The organism is Sphingopyxis soli (assembly GCF_018682675.1).
Taxonomy (GTDB): domain Bacteria; phylum Pseudomonadota; class Alphaproteobacteria; order Sphingomonadales; family Sphingomonadaceae; genus Sphingopyxis; species Sphingopyxis soli.
On the sequence record NZ_JAFMTR010000059.1, the window covers coordinates 1 to 15893 of the forward strand.

The window sequence follows — 15893 nt, forward strand, 5'->3', positions numbered from 1 at the left end:
AAGGACCCGCCGACACCCAGTCGGCGGGTCCTTTTTTATCGCTCGCTTTGTGACTCGACGATGGCAATTGTGTTGCGGCGCGGTAAGTCACGGAATTCTCGCGATTCGCTGGGGTCACAAACGACGTAGGAAATAATATACTGAAATTGTTGGATAAAAATGGATTTTAGCGCGATTCCCCAACCCATCGGGAGTCAAGATTTTTATTTCAGTATTTTTACATGAGCGCCCCTTGATCGACTCGGCACCGCTTGCCTAGACAGGGGTGTCGTCGGCCTTCGCCGGCGGCCGCCACATCGACATGATTCGCTCTTTTTCGGACTGCGTGTCCGGGACACGATGCCTGCGCCCTTGGCGGAGGCTGTGACGGATCGGCATGTGCGCAGGCCGCGCGAAGTGTCCGGACGGGTGGGGGACTTCAGGGGGCGACACGGGTGATACAAAGCAGGAATCGGCATGGGATGGACGCAAGGGATGGAGCTGTGAGCGGTGAAGACGCCGCTACGCTCTGGCCACGCGTTGCAGAGGGTCTGCGCCGCGACCTCGGCGCGCGCACCTTCGACCATTGGCTGAAGCCGGTTCGCTTTGCCGATTATTGCGCGCTGTCGGGCGTCGTGACGCTCGAAACCGCCAGCCGCTTCTCGGCGAACTGGATCAACGAGCGCTTCGGCGAACGGCTCGAACTCGCGTGGCGGCAGCAACTGCCCGCGGTGCGCGGGGTCACCGTCCGCGGCGGCGCAGCGGCCGCCGATCGTGCGGCGGCCTTGTCGGCGCAGCCGCTCCCCGCGTTCGAGGCGCCGCAATCGCCCCCCGCCGCGAACCCTGCCCTGCTGGGTTTCGATCCGCGCCTGTCGTTCGACCGTTTCGTCGTCGCGCGCTCGAACATTCTCGCCGCCAATGCCGCACGGCGCATGGCGATGGCCGAGACGCCGCAGTTCAACCCGCTCTATCTCTGCTCGGGCACCGGGCAGGGCAAGACCCACCTGCTGCAGGCGATCGCGCAGGATTACGCCGCGTCGCACCCGACCGCGAATATCATCCTGATGTCGGCGGAGAAGTTCATGCTCGAATTCGTCGGCGCGATGCGCGGCGGCGACATGATGGCGTTCAAGGCGCGGCTGCGCGCCGCCGACCTGCTGCTGCTCGACGACCTGCAGTTCGTGATCGGGAAGAATTCGACGCAGGAAGAGCTGCTCCACACGATCGACGACCTGATGACTGCGGGCAAGCGCCTGGTGGTCACCGCCGACCGTCCGCCGGCGATGCTCGACGGGGTCGAGGCACGGCTCCTGTCGCGCCTGTCGGGCGGGCTCGTCGCCGATATCGAAGCGCCCGAGGACGATCTTCGCGAACGGATCATCCGCCAGCGGCTCGCCGCGATGCCGATGGTCGAGGTGCCGGACGCGGTCGTCGCCTATCTGGTCAAGCATTTCACGCGCAACATCCGCGAGCTCGAAGGCGCGCTCAACAAGCTGCTCGCCTATGCCGCGCTCACCGGCACGACGGTCGATCTCGCGCTCGCCGAAGACCGGCTGGCCGAAAATGTCCGCAGCGCGCGCCCGCGGATCACGATCGACGAGATCCAGCGGGCGGTGTGCGCGCACTATCGTCTCGACAAGTCGGAAATGGCGTCGAAGCGCCGCGTCCGCGCCGTCGCGCGCCCGCGTCAGGTCGCGATGTATCTCGCAAAGGAACTGACGCCGCGTTCCTATCCCGAGATCGGCCGCCGCTTCGGCGGGCGCGACCATTCGACGGTGATCCACGCCGTCCGCACGGTCGAGGCGCTGCGCGTCGCCGACAGCGAACTCGACGCCGAAATTGCCGCCATCCGGCGCAGCCTCAATAGCTGATTGGGTCGCACCAAGGAAAAGGCCCGGCTTCCTTGGGGAGGCCGGGCCTTTTTTCTTTTCGCCTGTCGCCGGGATCAGCCCTTTTCGGGAGGCGCCACGGTGATGCGGACGCGCTCGCCCGAATTGCCGGGAAAGCCCGTGAACATCGCCTCGACGAGGTTCGGGACGATCGCCTGCAGATTATTGTCGCGCGACTGCGCTTCGGCATGGCCTTCGAACAGGCGATAGCCATCGGCGGCGCGATTGATCTGGAGGTTGAGGCCGCTGGTATAGACGGTATAGCTCGACACGTCGTTATAGCCCCAGCCGGGTCCGAAGCCGCCCCACAGGAAGGGATCGCGATAGCCATAGACATAGCGGCGGCCGCCCGAACCGCGGACGATCACGGGGCGGTAATAGGAAGGGCCCCAGCCGCCGTACCATGGATCGCCGAAGCCGGGGCTCGAGACGACCTTCTCGCGTCCTTTGTCGACGCCATAGTCCATGCGGACGACAAGGTCGGGGCGCTCCCCGCTGCTCACGGGGCGATAGCCGTAGCGGGTGAGTTCGCCCGCGACGAGATTGGCATATTGGCCGAACTCGATGCCGCCCTGCAGCGCGGGATTGCTCGCCTCGATCACAAAGCTCTGGCCCTGCGGCGCCGGAAGCTGCGTCTGGAAGCGCGCGACATCGGCCTTGAACGGCGTCGCGCAGCTTGCGAGCGCCAGCGCGGCACCGGTCATGGCGGCCAGCGCGAGATGCCGGAAATTGATCTTGCTCATGTCTCTGCTCCGTGATTCGGATCGGCACGCACGGCGCCGTTTATAGCATGACTATATCGATGCGACTTAACCTTGGTTGAACCCGCTTCGTCGCGCGGCGGTTCCACCTCCCCGATATGGGCAGATGGTGCCGGCAAACAAGATTTTTCGTAACAGGACGAAGGTTTAACGGCAGAGCCCGAGCGCGGCATAGGCGGCATCGAGCGTCGGCTTCGCCAGCGCCGCGGCGCGGGCCGCGCCGGCTTCCAGCGCCGTATCGATCGCCGCCGGATCGGCCTTCAACTCGGCAAGGCGCGTCGCGATCGGCCGCAGCGTCTCGACGAGCAATTCGCCCAGTGCCGGCTTGAACGCCCCGAACCCCTGCCCCGCAAAGCGCGCGAGCACCTGATCGACGCTTTCATCGGCCATCGCGGCATAGATCGAAACGAGATTGGCGGCTTCGGCCCGGCCTTCGAGTCCGGCGGCTTCGGACGGCAGCGGTTCGGGATCGGTCTTCGCCTTGCGGACCTTCGCCATGATCGTGTCGGGATCGTCGATCAGGTTGATCCGGCTCGCATCGCTGGGGTCCGACTTCGACATCTTCGCGGTGCCGTCGCGCAGGCTCATGATCCGCGCCGCGGTCGGCGGAATCGTCGGTTCGGGCAGCGTGAAGGTTTCGGTCCCGGTGTCGAGGTTGAACTTGGTCGCGATATCGCGCGCGAGTTCGAGATGCTGCTTCTGGTCGTCGCCGACCGGAACATGCGTCGTCTGGTAGAGCAGCACGTCGGCCGCCTGCAGCACCGGATAGGCATAAAGCCCGACGCTCGCGCCCTCGCGGTTCTTGCCCGACTTTTCCTTGAACTGCGTCATCCGGTTGAGCCAGCCGATCCGCGCGGTGCAGAAGAGCAGCCAGGCGAGCTCGGCGTGCGCGGGAACGCGCGCCTGGTTGAACAGGATCGCCTTGTCGGGGTCGATACCGGCCGCCATCAGCGCCGCCGCCATTTCGCGCGTGTTCGCGGTGAGCTCGGCAGGGTCGTTGTGGACGGTGATCGCGTGAAGGTCGGCGAGGAAATACAGCTTTTCCCCCGGCATCTCGTCCTGCATCCGCACCCAGTTGCGGATCGCGCCCAGATAATTGCCGAGGTGCAAATTTCCGGTGGGCTGGATGCCCGATAGCGTCCGCATGTCTTATTCCTTCGTGGTCGCCGCGCCGTTGCGGCGCCGCCGCGTCAGCATGGCGAGCAGATCCTTGTCAAGCGCGCCGGTCGCGAAGGCGGCGGCGAAAAAGACCATGCCGCCCGCCGCGACGAGGATGGTGAGCGACCAGATGCGCTCGAAGACATTGCCGCCGTAATAGGGCTCCATCAGCGGCATCATGTAGAGGAGCAACGCCGCCATCGCCGCGACCGCGACAAGCTGGCGCGCGATGCGCCCGGCGAGCTTCGCCGTGAAATGGAACCAGCCGCGGCGATGGAGCACCGTATAGAGCAGCAGGCAATTGACCGACGCCGACGCCGCCGTCGCTCCCGCAAGGCCGACGATACCGTAGCGTTCGACGACATAGAGGTTGATCGCGATGTTGACGAGCAGCGAGGCAAGCGCGGTCCACACCGGCGTCTTGGTGTCCTCGCGCGCGAAGAAGCCGGGATTGAGGATCTTCACGACCACATAGGCGGGCAGGCCGCAGATCAGCGCGACGACGATTTGCGCCATGATCACCCCGTCGCCGGCCGTGAACTTGCCGCCGACGAAGAAGGCGGTGACGAAAGCCGGTGCGCAGATGGCGAGCGCGGCGGCGGCAGGCAGCGTCAGCAGCGTGGCGATTTCGAACGCATTCGCCTGCAACCGCTGCGCCTCCGCTGCGTCGCCGCTGTGGATGTGGCGCGAGAGCATTGGCAGGATCGCGGTGCCCAGCGCGATGCCGACGATCCCGAGCGGCAATTGGTTGAGCCGGTCGGCGAGCTTGAGCAAAGTCAGCGATCCCTGCGGCAGCGAGGTTGCGAAGAAGGTGTCGACGAACTGGCTGACCTGATAGATGCCGGCGCCGAAGGTCGCCGGCAGGATCAGCGCCCCGAGCCGCTTCACCTCCGGGGTGAATTTCGGGAAGCGCCAGTGGAGCGTAAGCCCCGCGCGCCGCACCGCCCACATCATGTAAGCGAGCTGAACAACGCCCGCGAGGCTCACCGCGATCGCGAGCGCTTCCGCAACGATCCGGTCGTCGCCGCCGGGACCGCGCAGCCACCAGCCCGCAACGATCCCGCCGATCAGCACGATGTTGAGCAGTACCGGCGCGAAGGCGCCGGGCGCGAAGCGCGAGCGCGCGTTGAGCAGGCCCGAGAGCATCGCGACGAGGCTGACGAGCGCCAGATAGGGAAAGGTCACGCGGCTCAGGAACACCGCAAAGTCGAACTTGCCCGGCACCTGCTGGAAATCGCGCGCGAGCAGCCACACGATCCCGGGCATCACGACCATCATGATCGCGGAGAAGCCGAGCAGCACCCAGAGGAAGACCGAGAGCACATCGTCGGCAAATTTCGCTGCCGCTTCCTCACCGCCGGTTCCGCCTGCTCCCGTTCCGTGCAGTGCGCGGCTGTACATCGGCACGAAGGCGACCGAGAACGCCCCTTCCGCAAACAGGCGGCGGAAGGTGTTGGGCAGGGTGAAAGCGAGCTGGAAGGCATCGGCGGCGAGCCCGGCGCCAAGGACGCGGGCAAGCAGCATGTCACGCGCAAAGCCGAAAACGCGGCTGATCATCGTCAGGCCGCCGATCGTCCCCACGTTTTTGACGAGGCTGCTCAACCGCTTCGCCTGCCCCGTCGCGGGGTTTAGGCCTGACCGACCACGACGTCGCCGGCCGCTTCGGCCTGCATCGCCTGCGCCTGTTGCATGAACAGGCCGTGGAAATCGATCGGTTCGAGGAGCAAGGGCGCGAAACCGCCGTCACGCACGACGTCGGCGACGACGCGGCGCGCGAAGGGAAAGAGGATGCGCGGCGCTTCGGCCAGGAAGAAGGGCTGCAGCTGGTCGTCCGGGACGTTGCGGACGCCGAACAGGCCGGCATATTTCAGGTCGACGATGAACGACGTGCCCTCGTCGGCTTTCGAGGTGATGTCGATCTTCAACGTCACCTCGTACAGATTTTCGCCGACAGTGTCGGCGCCGATGTTGAACTGGACATCGACCTGCGGCGCCGACTGCCACTGATAGACGGCGGGCGCATTCGGATTCTCGAACGACAGATCCTTCACATATTGCGAGATCAGGCCGATCGCCGGCGCGGTATCCTCGCCGTTCGGCTGCGGGGCGGGGTTGAAGTCGCTGCTGGTCTCGTCAGCCATGATCTTAACGCTTTCGTTGGAAAAAAATGGGAAGGATCGACCGCGAAGGCGGCGCGTTGCCGCGGCGCTTAGCAGCGGCGAAGCGTCAGCACAATGGGCGCGAATCGTTGACCTGCCGCAAGCCTCAGGTCATGGTGATTTGAAACATGGCCGCGGATCGCCTATGTTGAACCGAGATTTTCCATCGTCCGCACTGGATATTTGCCTGTGACCGCTTTTTCGATCGTCCTGCTCGCCATGATCGCTGCCTTTCTGGGTATGCGGCTCTACTCGGTGCTCGGCAAGCGAACGGGGCACGAGCAGGAACCCGTGCTGCCGCGCCGCGACGAGCGTCCGACCTCGCCATCTGCCTCCGCGCCGGTTCGCCTCGACGACGCCGACACGCTGAGCGCGCCGCAGGCGGCCGCACCCGGCGGCACCGGCCTCGTCTATGAACCCGCCGCCGAAGCGGGCCTTCGCCAGTTGCTCGCGAGCGATCGCCATTTCGACGCCGGCCGCTTCATGGAGGGCGCCGAGGCGGCGTATCGCATGATCCTCGAGGCCTTCTGGACCGGCGACCGCGACACGCTCCGCGACCTCTGCGACGACGACAGCTACGACGGTTTCGTCGCCGCGATCGAAGCGCGCGAGGCGCGCGGCGAGAAGCTCGACAACCGCCTGATCGGAATCGATTCGGCAAAGATCACCGCGGTCGAGCTCGACCGCCGCGAAGCGCGCATTACCGTCCGCTACCAGGCCGACATCAGCGCCGTCACCCGCGACGCCGACGGCAAGATGATCGCGGGCTCGATGAGCGACGCGTCGCAGACCGACGATTTCTGGACCTTCCGCCGTCAGCTCGGCAGCAGCGATCCGAACTGGCTGCTCGACGAAGTCGAAGCCGCCTGATTCCCGTGACCGAGGCGCGGACGCAGCCGGCGCCGCTGGCGCGTCGATCCGGAGTCGCGTTTCTGGCCTGCCTGCCGCTGCTGTCGGCCTGCACATCGGTGATCCCCGAGGCGAGCCCGCGTCCTCCAGCCGCGACGCCCCCCGCCGCCATGCCCGCACCGGCCCCCGCGCCGATCGGGTCGCCGCGACCCTATGTGCCGCGCCCGTCGGAAACGGGGAGCGTCGTCGCCGCACAGCCGGTTCCGGCAACGCCCAATCCGCCACTGCCCGCCCCGGCGCCGCCGCCGACAGCGACGACCGCCGCCGAAGCCGGGGTGCTGGCCGGTCCCGAATTTAACGACCTCGGGGTTTCCGCCGAACAGGCGACCGCGGCGCTCAAGGCCTTTCGCCTGAGCTGCCCCTCGCTGCTCCGCCGCGCCGATGCGAGCGGTCTCACGCAAAACGCCGAATGGGCCGAAAGCTGTGCCGCCGCGAAGGACTGGGCCGACCGCGATGCGACCAATTTCTTCAGCCGCTATTTCGGCACCGTGCAGGTCGGCGCCGGCACCGCCTTCGTCACCGGCTATTACGAGCCCGAAATCGCCGGATCGCGGACGCGGCGCCCGGGCTATGACGTCCCCATCTATCGCCGCCCCGCCGACCTGGTCGACGTCGACCTCGGCCGGTTTTCGAGCGACCTCGCGGGCAAGAAGATCCGCGGCCGCGTCGAGGGCAGCAATCTCATTCCTTATTACGACCGCACCGCGATCGAGAGCGGCGCGCTCGCGAACCGCGGGCTCGAGATCGCCTGGGCCGCCGACGCCGCCGAATTCTTCTTCCTGCAGGTGCAGGGGTCGGGGCGCCTGCGCCTGCCCGACGGCGCCGTCATGCGGATCGGCTACGACAGTCAGAACGGCCGCGACTATGTCGGTATCGGCAAGCTCCTGCTCGACCGGGGCGAGTTGCAGCGCGGACAGGCGTCGATGCAGGGCATCCTCGACTATCTGCGCGCCGATCCGGTGCGCGGCGCGGCGGTGATGAACGAGAATCCGAGCTGGGTCTTCTTTCGCGAAATCACCGGCCCCGGACCGCTCGGCGCGCTCGGAGTGCCCGTGACTCCGCGGTCGAGCGTGGCCGCCGATCCCAAATATGTGCCGCTCGGCGCACCGGTCTTCCTCTCGCTCGACCGCGCCGAACCGAACGGGCTGTGGATCGCGCAGGACACCGGCGGCGCGATCAAGGGCGCCAACCGCTTCGACAGTTTCTGGGGTGCGGGCGATCAGGCCCGCGCGATCGCCGGCGGCATGGCGAGCCGCGGCTCGGCGCTGCTCCTCCTGCCGCGCGCGAGCGTCGCGCGGCTCGCCCCCCGTCCCTGACATGGCACGTCGGCTCGATCCGCACGAAACGGCGCTGTGGAAAAAGGTCGCGGCGACGGTCGAACCGATCGTCAAGCGCCCCGCGCCGCCCGAACCCGTGGCCCCGCCGACCGTGCGTCCGCCGAAAGCCACGCCGCGAAGCGCCTCCGCGCCTGCCGCCGCACCTGCTGCGGCCCGCCTGCCGCCACCGCGGCGGACCTGGTCGGGCGCGACCCTCGACGGCCATTGGGACCGGCGCCTGCGCAAGGGACTCGTCCGCCCCGAGATGACCATCGACCTTCACGGGCACAGCCTCGCCTCGGCGCAGGCTCTGCTCGACGAAGCGATCGGGCGCGCACTGATGCGCGGAGCGCGCGTGCTGCTGGTGGTCGCCGGGCGATTGCGCCCCGGCGCCGACCGCTTGCCGCTGATGCACGGCGATCCGCGTCCGCGCGGCGCGATCCGCGCCTCGCTGCCCGACTGGCTGTCGGTGTCGCCCTATGCCGACCGGATCGTCGCGCTGCGCCCCGCGCATATCAGCCACGGCGGCGGCGGCGCGGTTTATGTGATCCTGCGCCGCCCAAGAGAGGAATAGGGTCGGTCCCTAAAGGAACGCGCGCATCAGGATGCCGCGATAGATGGCGGTCAGCTTGTGCAGGTCGTCGACCGCGACCGCCTCGTCGAGCTTGTGCATCGTCGCGTTGGTGAGGCCGAATTCGACCACCGGGCACAGCGCGTGGAGGAAACGCGCGTCGGAGGTGCCGCCGGTCGTCGACATTTCGGGCATCAGGTCGGTCTCGGCATGGATCGCCTCGGCGACAAGCCCCGACAGTTCGCCCGGCGGGGTCAGAAAGGCTTCGCCCGAAATCCTGCCCACGACCTTCGCCAGCGGTTCCACGTCCTGCGCCAGCCGTTCGACCATCGCGACGAGGTCGGCGCCGCGATGCTGGTCGTTGAAGCGGATCGACAGCCGCGCGCGCGCCGAGGCGGGGATGACGTTAGTCGCGCCATTGCCGACCTCGATATCGGTGAATTCGATATTTGACGGCTGGAACCAGTCGGTCCCGGCGTCGAGGCTCACCGCGTCGATCGCCGCCAATATCCTGACCAGCTTGGGGATCGGATTGTCGGCGAGGTGGGGATAGGCGACATGGCCCTGCGTCCCCGGCACGTCGATCCAGATATTGACCGAGCCGCGCCGCCCGATCTTCACCATGTCGCCGAGCCGGTTCACCGACGTCGGCTCGCCGACGACGATCATGTCGGGCCTTACGCCGCGCGCGTCCATATGCTCCATCAGCGCACGGGTGCCAAAGATCGCCGGGCCTTCCTCGTCCCCGGTGATGATCAGGCTGATCGTCCCCGCTTCGGCCGGGGTCGCAGCGGCGGCGGCGACGAAGGAGGCGATCGCGCCCTTCATGTCGACCGCTCCGCGCCCGTAGAGCAAATCGCCGCGAATCTCCGGCACGAAAGCATCGCTCGTCCAGCCGACGCCCGGCGGCACGACGTCGAGATGTCCCGCGAAGCCGAAATGCACCGGTCCCTTGCCCGCCCGCACCGCGAGCAAATTCTCCACCGGTCCGTCGGGTTCGATGCCGTCGATGAACCGCTCGACGGTGAAACCGAGAGGCGTCAGCGCTGCCTCGAGCACGTCGAAGACGCTGCCCGTGGCGGGCGAGATGCTCGGCGCGGCGATCAGCGCCTGCGCGAGTTCGACGGGATCGAGATGATTGCTCATGCCGCTCCCTTACCCGCTTGCGGCGCGGCAAGTCGAGGCTTTGCATCGCGGCCGCCTTGTGCGAAACAAAGGAGGAACAAGGAAAGGGACTGCCATGCCCAAGCTCGATCTCGACGCGATCCCGCAGACCAACGCCACCGGCTATCCCGCGCCCTATGATGCGCCGGTGCAGGGGCGCTGGTACCGTCGCCTTGCGCCGCCGACCGGGATCAGCGACTTTGCGGCGAGCCATGTCGTTCTGAAACCCGGCGCCTGGTCGTCGCAGCGCCACTGGCACGATGGCGAGGACGAGATGCTGGTGATGATTTCGGGCGAGGCGGTGCTTGTCGAGGACGACGGTCGCTGGCCGATGCGCGCGGGCGACATCGCGGTGTGGCCGAAAGGCAGCACCAACGGCCATCATCTGATCAACGAATCGGATGCCGACTGCGTGTTCGTCGCGCTGGGCGGCGGCAAGAAATACGATACCGGCGGGGGCTATTCGGACATCGATATGGTTTTCACGCCCGACGGTTATTTCCACAAGGACGGGACGCCCTATCCGGCGAAACGGATTCCGTGATGCCCGAGCGGCGGCAGGCTGCCCCGGGGCGGGAAGAGGACCATGCGTCCTTGACCCCCGCGATCGCGGGCCTCGGCCGGAGCGGCGATGAAACAAGCGCCGCTTCCGGCCGGGACCGCCCGGCGTAGGCCTAGCCGCTTTCCAATTTTGCCGGCACCCCTATATCCTGCCCCGTCCATGACCCGCGCCCGCGTCCTCCTATTGACCGCCGCCCTCGGCCCGCTCGACTATCGCGTGCCAGCGGAAACCGAGGCGCCGCCGGGCAGCGTCGTCGTCGCACCGCTCGGCCCGCGGCGGATGGGCGGCGTGGTGTGGGAAGACGCCAGTTTCGGCGCGCCCGAACCCGTCGGCGACAACCGCCTGCGCAACCTGTTCGAGGTCGTGCCGGTGCCACCACTCTCGGCGCCGCTGCGCAGGCTGGTCGAATGGACCAGCGACTATTATCTGGCGCCGCCCGGGTCGGTGCTGCGCATGGTGCTGCCCGGCGCGGCCTTTGCCGACGCGCGGCGCCCGATCGTCGAATATCGCGCCACCGGCGAAGTCCCTGCGCGGATGACCCCGCAACGCACCGTCGCGCTCGAAAAGATCGGGAACAGGCGAGGGATCGTCCGCGAACTCGCCGCGATGGCCGGGGTCAGCGAGGCGGTGATCCGGGGATTGGTCCAGACCGGCGCGCTCGAAGCGGTGACCGTCTCGGCCGACCAGCCCTATCCCGAGCCCGACCCGGCGTTCGCACCGCCCGATCTGTCGGACGAGCAAACCGCCGCCGCGGAGCAGCTCCGCGCAGCCGTTGCCGCCGCCAAATTCGAGACGCTGCTCCTCGACGGCGTCACCGGGTCGGGCAAGACCGAGGTCTATATGGAGGCGATCGCCGCCGCGATCGATGCGGGCAGGCAGGCGCTGGTCCTGCTCCCCGAAATCGCGCTCACCGAGCCGATGCTGACGCGCTTCGCCGCCCGCTTCGGCTGCGAACCCGTCGCCTGTCACTCGGGACTGCGTTCGACCGAGCGACGCCGCGCCTGGCACAGCATTGCGGCGGGCGAGGCGAAGATCGTCGTCGGCGCGCGCTCTGCGCTGTTCCTTCCCTATGCCAACCTTGGCGTCATCGTCGTCGACGAGGCGCACGAGACGAGCTTCAAGCAGGAGGACGGCGTCCATTATCACGCGCGCGACGTCGCGGTGATGCGCGGGCATTTCGAAGGGCTCCCCGTGGTGCTCGCAAGCGCGACCCCCGCGCTCGAAAGCCTCGCGATGGTCGAGGCGGGGCGTTACCGCCATATCGTCCTCCCCGCGCGCTACGGTGGCGCGACCCTGCCCAAGCTTGCGGCGATCGACATGCGACAAGACCCGCCCGACCGCGGGCGCTGGCTCGCCCCGCCGCTGGTCGATGCCCTCGCCGACCGGCTCGCAAAAGGCGAGCAGAGCCTGCTGTTCCTCAACCGGCGCGGCTTCGCGCCGCTGACGCTCTGCCGCACCTGCGGCCATCGCATCCAGTGCCCGAACTGCACCGCGTGGATGGTCGAGCATCGGCTCGTCCACCGGCTCGCCTGCCATCATTGCGGCCATGTCATGCCGCCGCCGCGCCTCTGTCCCGAGTGCGAGGACGAGGACAGTCTTGTCGCCTGCGGCCCGGGGGTCGAGCGCGTCGCCGACGAGGTGAGCTTACGCTTCCCAGAGGCGCGGACAGCCATCGTCACTTCGGACACGCTCTGGTCGCCCGCCAAAGCGGCCGAATTCGTCGGTGCGGTCGAGGCGGGCATGGTCGATATCATCATCGGCACCCAGCTCGTCACCAAGGGCTATCATTTCCCGAACCTCACGCTCGTCGGGGTGGTCGACGCCGACCTCGGCCTCGACGGCGGCGACCTCCGCGCCTCCGAGCGCACCTTCCAGCAGATCGCGCAGGTCGCGGGACGCGCGGGGCGCGGGGTCAAGCCCGGCGAAGTGCTGATCCAGACGCGCGTCCCCGACGCGCCGGTAATGGCGGCGCTCGTCGCGAACGACCGCGAGGGCTTCTACGCCGCCGAGGCCGCAGCGCGCCGACAAGCCGGCGCCCCGCCCTATGGCCGCTTCGCCGCGCTCGTCATCTCGTCCGAGGATATCGAGGTCGCACGCGGCGTCGCGCAGCGGCTGGGGGAAAAGGCGCCCTCCGCCGACGGCCTCGCCATCTACGGCCCCGCGCCCGCGCCGCTCGCGATGCTGCGCGGTCGCCACCGCTTCCGCCTTTTGCTCCACGCGCCGCGCAGCTTCGACCTGCAGGGAACGATCCGCGACTGGGTCGGCCGCATCGACTGGCCGGCGAAGGCGCGGCTCGCCATCGATATTGATCCATATAGCTTTGTATAGGCGTACCAGCCCTTTACTCCGTCGGAGGGCGCTGGCAGCATTGCGGCATCAGGGGACGGGGGCGCAGAATGAAGAATGCCGGTTTGGGCCTGTTGGCCGGAATCGCAATCATGGGCGGGGCGGACACGGCCGAGGCCAAGTGGTTGCGCGCCGACACCGACAATTTCATCATCTATAGCGAAGGCAGCGAGAAGTCGCTGCGCGACTTCGCCGACAAGCTCGAACGCTTCGACGCGACGCTCAGCCTGCGCTTCGGCATTTCGCGCATCAAGGAACCCAACCGCCTGACCATTTATCTGGTCGAGCGCGCCGCCGATGCCGGCAGGCTCAGCGCGGGTCGGCTGGGACCGTCGATCGCCGGCTTCTACAGTGCCGATCCCGAAGGCAGCTTCGCGGTGTCGAACCGCGAGAGCACGGTCATCAAGGGCACGCCCGAATGGCAGCAGACGCTGTTCCACGAATATGGGCACCATTTCATGCGGCGCTATCTGCACGCCGCCTTTCCGGCCTGGTTCGTCGAGGGATTCGCCGAATATTATTCGACCACCGACTTCACCAAGGACGGCAAGGCGGAGATCGGCAAGCCGCCCTATGGCCGCGCCTACGGCCTCCTCGAAATGCCCAAAATCCCCGCAGAGACCCTGCTCTTCCAGCGGCCGGGCACGATGCGCAATTCGGGCCAGATGGACGTCTATTACGGGCGCGCCTGGCTGCTCACCCACATGCTCTACAGCAGCGCCGCACGTTCGGGTCAGCTCGGCGCCTATCTGGGCGCGATCAACAAGGGGGTCGAGCCGAAGAAGGCGGCGACCGACGCCTTCGGCGATCTGGCGCAGCTCGACCGCGACCTCAACACCTATCTGAAGCAGCGCCTGTCGTATCGCACCACGGGCGAACCGATCGCCGTTTCGGCCACCGTCACGATCGCGCCGCTGTCGCCCGCCGACGATGCGATGCTGCCGCTGCAGCTCGAACGCAAGAGCGCGAGCGGCGACGAGGAACGGCTGGTCAAGGTGCGCGACGATCTGGCGAAGCTGGCCGAGCGATATCCGGGCGACGCCGACGTCTGGTACGAACTGGCGATGGCCGAATGGGACCGGGGCAAGGAGAAGCGCGACCCGGGCGCTGCGCGCGCGTCGGTCGACAAGGCGCTGGCGCTCGATCCCAAGCATGTCCGCGCCAATGTCCTGCTCGGCCGCATCCTGATCGACGCGCTGCGCGAGAAGGACGAGCCTTCGGCGGCCGACTGGAACGCCGCGCGCAAGCCGATCATCCTCGCCAACCAGACCGACCCCGACGATCCGGTGCCGCTGTTCGCCTATTTCCAGAGCTTCACCGGGCAGGGCCGTCGGCCGCCGAAGATCGCGATCGACGGCCTTGCCCGCTCCTTCGAACTCGCGCCCGAAAATGGCGAGACGCGGATCAACTATGCCTTTGCGCTTGCCGATCAGGGCAAATTCGACACCGCCATCGCCCTCGCCAAGAGCATCGCCTACGATCCGCACGACGACGGCGGCGGCCTCGCGCTGCTGAGCAAGCTCGAGAAGATGCGCAAACATGCCGAAGGCGAGTCCGAAGAGGACGCCGATCAGGCCGGCAAGGACGCCGACGAATGAGGCTCCTCGCCGTTGCACTGTTCGCACTGCTGGCCCTGCCGCAACCCGCCCATGCGGAATGGCAGCGCATCGAGACCCGGGAATTCGCGCTCCAGGCCGACATGGAGCCCGAGGCAATCCGCGCGCTCGGTCTGCAATTGCTCGACCTCGATCGTCTCCTGCGCGAGTTGTTCGGCGTCACCGGACCCGGTCGGGGTCGCCGCGTCGAGATGATCATGTATGGCGACCAGGCCCAATTGATGACGGAGGCCGGGATGCCGGGCTTCGCGACGGGTTTCTTCAATGCCAACCCGGTCGAGAATTTCGCGCTTATGCCGGTGACCGCCCGGGGCTATGAGGGCTTCGATCCGGTCGAAACGCTGCGGCACGAATATACGCACTATTTCATGACGCGACATCTCGGCAACTGGCAGCCGGGATGGTTCATGGAGGGTGCGGCCTCCTTCTTCGAAACCGCGCATCGCGGCCCCGACGGGGCGATGCGCTATGGAGCGGCGCCGCCACAGATCGTCGGCTTTCTCAACGAAGTCGGCGGCATGCGCTTCGACGATCTCGAACGCTCCTCGCGCAGTTTTTCCGACACCGAGTCGATGGGCCGTTTCTATGCGAAGGGCTGGCTGATCACGAGCCACCGCTATCTGGGCGGCAAACACTCGTCGAGCATCGCCGCCTATCTCGATGCGAAGGCAAAGGGAGCCAAGACCGATACATCGCTGTTCGCCGACGGCACGGCGCAGTTCGACCAGGATCTCGAAGACTGGCTGGCCGCAGGTATTCCGCCGGAAAAGGCGGTTGCGATTCCGCCCGCCGACGCATCGCTCATCCGGCTGCGACCGATGACCGCGGGCGAGGTCGCGCTGGTCGGCATGCGGCTCGAACTTTACCGGCAAGCCTCCCGATCCCACAGTTTCGCCACGGGCGTGAAAGCGCAGGAAGAATTGCTGGCGCACATCCGGAAAATCGTTGCCGAGCATCCCGGCGATCGGGTGGTCGGCGCCTTTTCTATCAAGATCCTGCTGGCGATCGACAGCGGCCATATCGGCGCCGCCGAACTCGAGGCGCTGCTCGATCCTGCGGGGACGACGGCCGACGACCGTATATTGCGAGCGCGGGTCATGACCCGCGGCGCCGACGAAGGCCCACCGGCACAATTCCAGGGCAGGATCGCCGCCGCGCGCAAGATACTCGACGGCGTACTGCGCGAGGATCCCGACAATGTCGACGCGCTGTTCGCGACGTTCGAGAATATCCGCGAGGACGAAGGCGCATCGGACGCCGCGATTACCTATCTTGCGAAGGCGCTCGCGATCGATCCGCACAACGGGCTGTGGCGAATGGAACTGCTCGAACTCTATCTGCGCGACGGGCGCAAGACGGACGCCATCGCCCTGCTGCGACCCATCGTCAACCTGCCGCACGGCGGGCTCGAGGTTCAAGAGGCGGTGGCGACGATCAGGTCGCTCGGCGGGCTATAGACGCCC

The 15893-nt window shown here is 67.2% G+C and carries 13 protein-coding genes; 8 read left to right on the plus strand and 5 right to left on the minus strand.

Annotated elements, in window-relative coordinates; genetic code table 11:
- Positions 1–482 precede the first annotated feature (482 nt).
- Positions 483–1850: a chromosomal replication initiator protein DnaA gene (dnaA, locus tag J1N50_RS08915; RefSeq protein ID WP_215353075.1), complete on the plus strand. Its 1368-nt coding sequence runs from the start codon at positions 483–485 to the stop codon at positions 1848–1850.
- A gap of 74 nt (positions 1851–1924) precedes the next feature.
- Here dnaA and J1N50_RS08920 read toward each other — a convergent pair whose 3' ends face one another.
- From J1N50_RS08920 to secB, 4 genes are all read right to left on the minus strand, one after another.
- Positions 1925–2611: a DUF4136 domain-containing protein gene (locus J1N50_RS08920; protein WP_215353076.1), complete on the minus strand. Its 687-nt coding sequence runs from the start codon at positions 2609–2611 to the stop codon at positions 1925–1927.
- A 165-nt stretch (positions 2612–2776) separates the two neighbouring features.
- Complete coding sequence (trpS, locus tag J1N50_RS08925; protein ID WP_215353077.1) at positions 2777–3775, minus strand: tryptophan--tRNA ligase; 999 nt, start codon at positions 3773–3775, stop codon at positions 2777–2779.
- 3 nt (positions 3776–3778) lie between these two features.
- A complete protein-coding gene (gene murJ, locus J1N50_RS08930; protein WP_215353080.1) occupies positions 3779–5389 on the minus strand; it encodes a murein biosynthesis integral membrane protein MurJ in 1611 nt (536 codons plus the stop codon).
- A gap of 26 nt (positions 5390–5415) precedes the next feature.
- The gene (secB, locus tag J1N50_RS08935) at positions 5416–5928 is read right to left on the minus strand and encodes a protein-export chaperone SecB (protein ID WP_215353081.1); all 513 of its coding nucleotides are present in this window, start codon (positions 5926–5928) and stop codon (positions 5416–5418) included.
- A gap of 237 nt (positions 5929–6165) precedes the next feature.
- Here secB and J1N50_RS08940 point away from each other — a divergent pair, with 237 nt between their 5' ends.
- From J1N50_RS08940 to J1N50_RS08950, 3 genes are read left to right on the plus strand one after another with little or no spacing between them, the layout of a single operon-like run.
- Positions 6166–6816: a Tim44/TimA family putative adaptor protein gene (locus J1N50_RS08940; protein ID WP_246553287.1), complete on the plus strand. Its 651-nt coding sequence runs from the start codon at positions 6166–6168 to the stop codon at positions 6814–6816.
- A gap of 5 nt (positions 6817–6821) precedes the next feature.
- Positions 6822–8171: a murein transglycosylase A gene (gene mltA / locus J1N50_RS08945; protein ID WP_343227860.1), complete on the plus strand. Its 1350-nt coding sequence runs from the start codon at positions 6822–6824 to the stop codon at positions 8169–8171.
- Between the two features lies 1 nt (position 8172).
- Positions 8173–8745, plus strand: coding sequence for a Smr/MutS family protein (locus J1N50_RS08950; RefSeq protein WP_215353085.1), 573 nt, complete (start codon positions 8173–8175; stop codon positions 8743–8745).
- Between the two features lie 9 nt (positions 8746–8754).
- Here the strand turns inward: J1N50_RS08950 and dapE are convergent, their stop codons facing one another.
- Positions 8755–9888, minus strand: coding sequence for a succinyl-diaminopimelate desuccinylase (gene dapE, locus J1N50_RS08955; protein ID WP_215353088.1), 1134 nt, complete (start codon positions 9886–9888; stop codon positions 8755–8757).
- A gap of 94 nt (positions 9889–9982) precedes the next feature.
- Here dapE and J1N50_RS08960 point away from each other — a divergent pair, with 94 nt between their 5' ends.
- From J1N50_RS08960 to J1N50_RS08975, 4 genes are all read left to right on the plus strand, one after another.
- Positions 9983–10450 (plus strand): cupin domain-containing protein, encoded by a 468-nt coding sequence (locus tag J1N50_RS08960; protein WP_215353090.1) that lies wholly within the window; start codon positions 9983–9985, stop codon positions 10448–10450.
- A gap of 177 nt (positions 10451–10627) precedes the next feature.
- Complete coding sequence (locus J1N50_RS08965; RefSeq protein WP_215353092.1) at positions 10628–12796, plus strand: primosomal protein N'; 2169 nt, start codon at positions 10628–10630, stop codon at positions 12794–12796.
- A 68-nt stretch (positions 12797–12864) separates the two neighbouring features.
- Entirely contained in the window at positions 12865–14412 is a 1548-nt protein-coding gene (locus J1N50_RS08970; RefSeq protein WP_215353098.1) for a tetratricopeptide repeat protein, read from the plus strand.
- Entirely contained in the window at positions 14409–15887 is a 1479-nt protein-coding gene (locus J1N50_RS08975) for a tetratricopeptide repeat protein (protein ID WP_215353102.1), read from the plus strand. Before J1N50_RS08970 ends, J1N50_RS08975 begins: the two co-directional genes overlap by 4 nt.
- Positions 15888–15893 lie beyond the last annotated feature (6 nt).

What these genes read in the sequence shown, in the direction of transcription:
- J1N50_RS08920 (WP_215353076.1), bottom strand. Translation starts at nt 2,611, where the DNA reads ATGAGCAAGATCAATTTCCGGCATCTCGCGCTGGCCGCCATGACCGGT.
- trpS (WP_215353077.1), bottom strand. Translation starts at nt 3,775, where the DNA reads ATGCGGACGCTATCGGGCATCCAGCCCACCGGAAATTTGCACCTCGGC.
- secB (WP_215353081.1), bottom strand. Translation starts at nt 5,928, where the DNA reads ATGGCTGACGAGACCAGCAGCGACTTCAACCCCGCCCCGCAGCCGAAC.
- J1N50_RS08940 (WP_246553287.1), top strand. Translation starts at nt 6,166, where the DNA reads ATGATCGCTGCCTTTCTGGGTATGCGGCTCTACTCGGTGCTCGGCAAG.
- J1N50_RS08950 (WP_215353085.1), top strand. Translation starts at nt 8,173, where the DNA reads ATGGCACGTCGGCTCGATCCGCACGAAACGGCGCTGTGGAAAAAGGTC.
- dapE (WP_215353088.1), bottom strand. Translation starts at nt 9,888, where the DNA reads ATGAGCAATCATCTCGATCCCGTCGAACTCGCGCAGGCGCTGATCGCC.
- J1N50_RS08960 (WP_215353090.1), top strand. Translation starts at nt 9,983, where the DNA reads ATGCCCAAGCTCGATCTCGACGCGATCCCGCAGACCAACGCCACCGGC.
- J1N50_RS08965 (WP_215353092.1), top strand. Translation starts at nt 10,628, where the DNA reads ATGACCCGCGCCCGCGTCCTCCTATTGACCGCCGCCCTCGGCCCGCTC.
- J1N50_RS08970 (WP_215353098.1), top strand. Translation starts at nt 12,865, where the DNA reads ATGAAGAATGCCGGTTTGGGCCTGTTGGCCGGAATCGCAATCATGGGC.
- J1N50_RS08975 (WP_215353102.1), top strand. Translation starts at nt 14,409, where the DNA reads ATGAGGCTCCTCGCCGTTGCACTGTTCGCACTGCTGGCCCTGCCGCAA.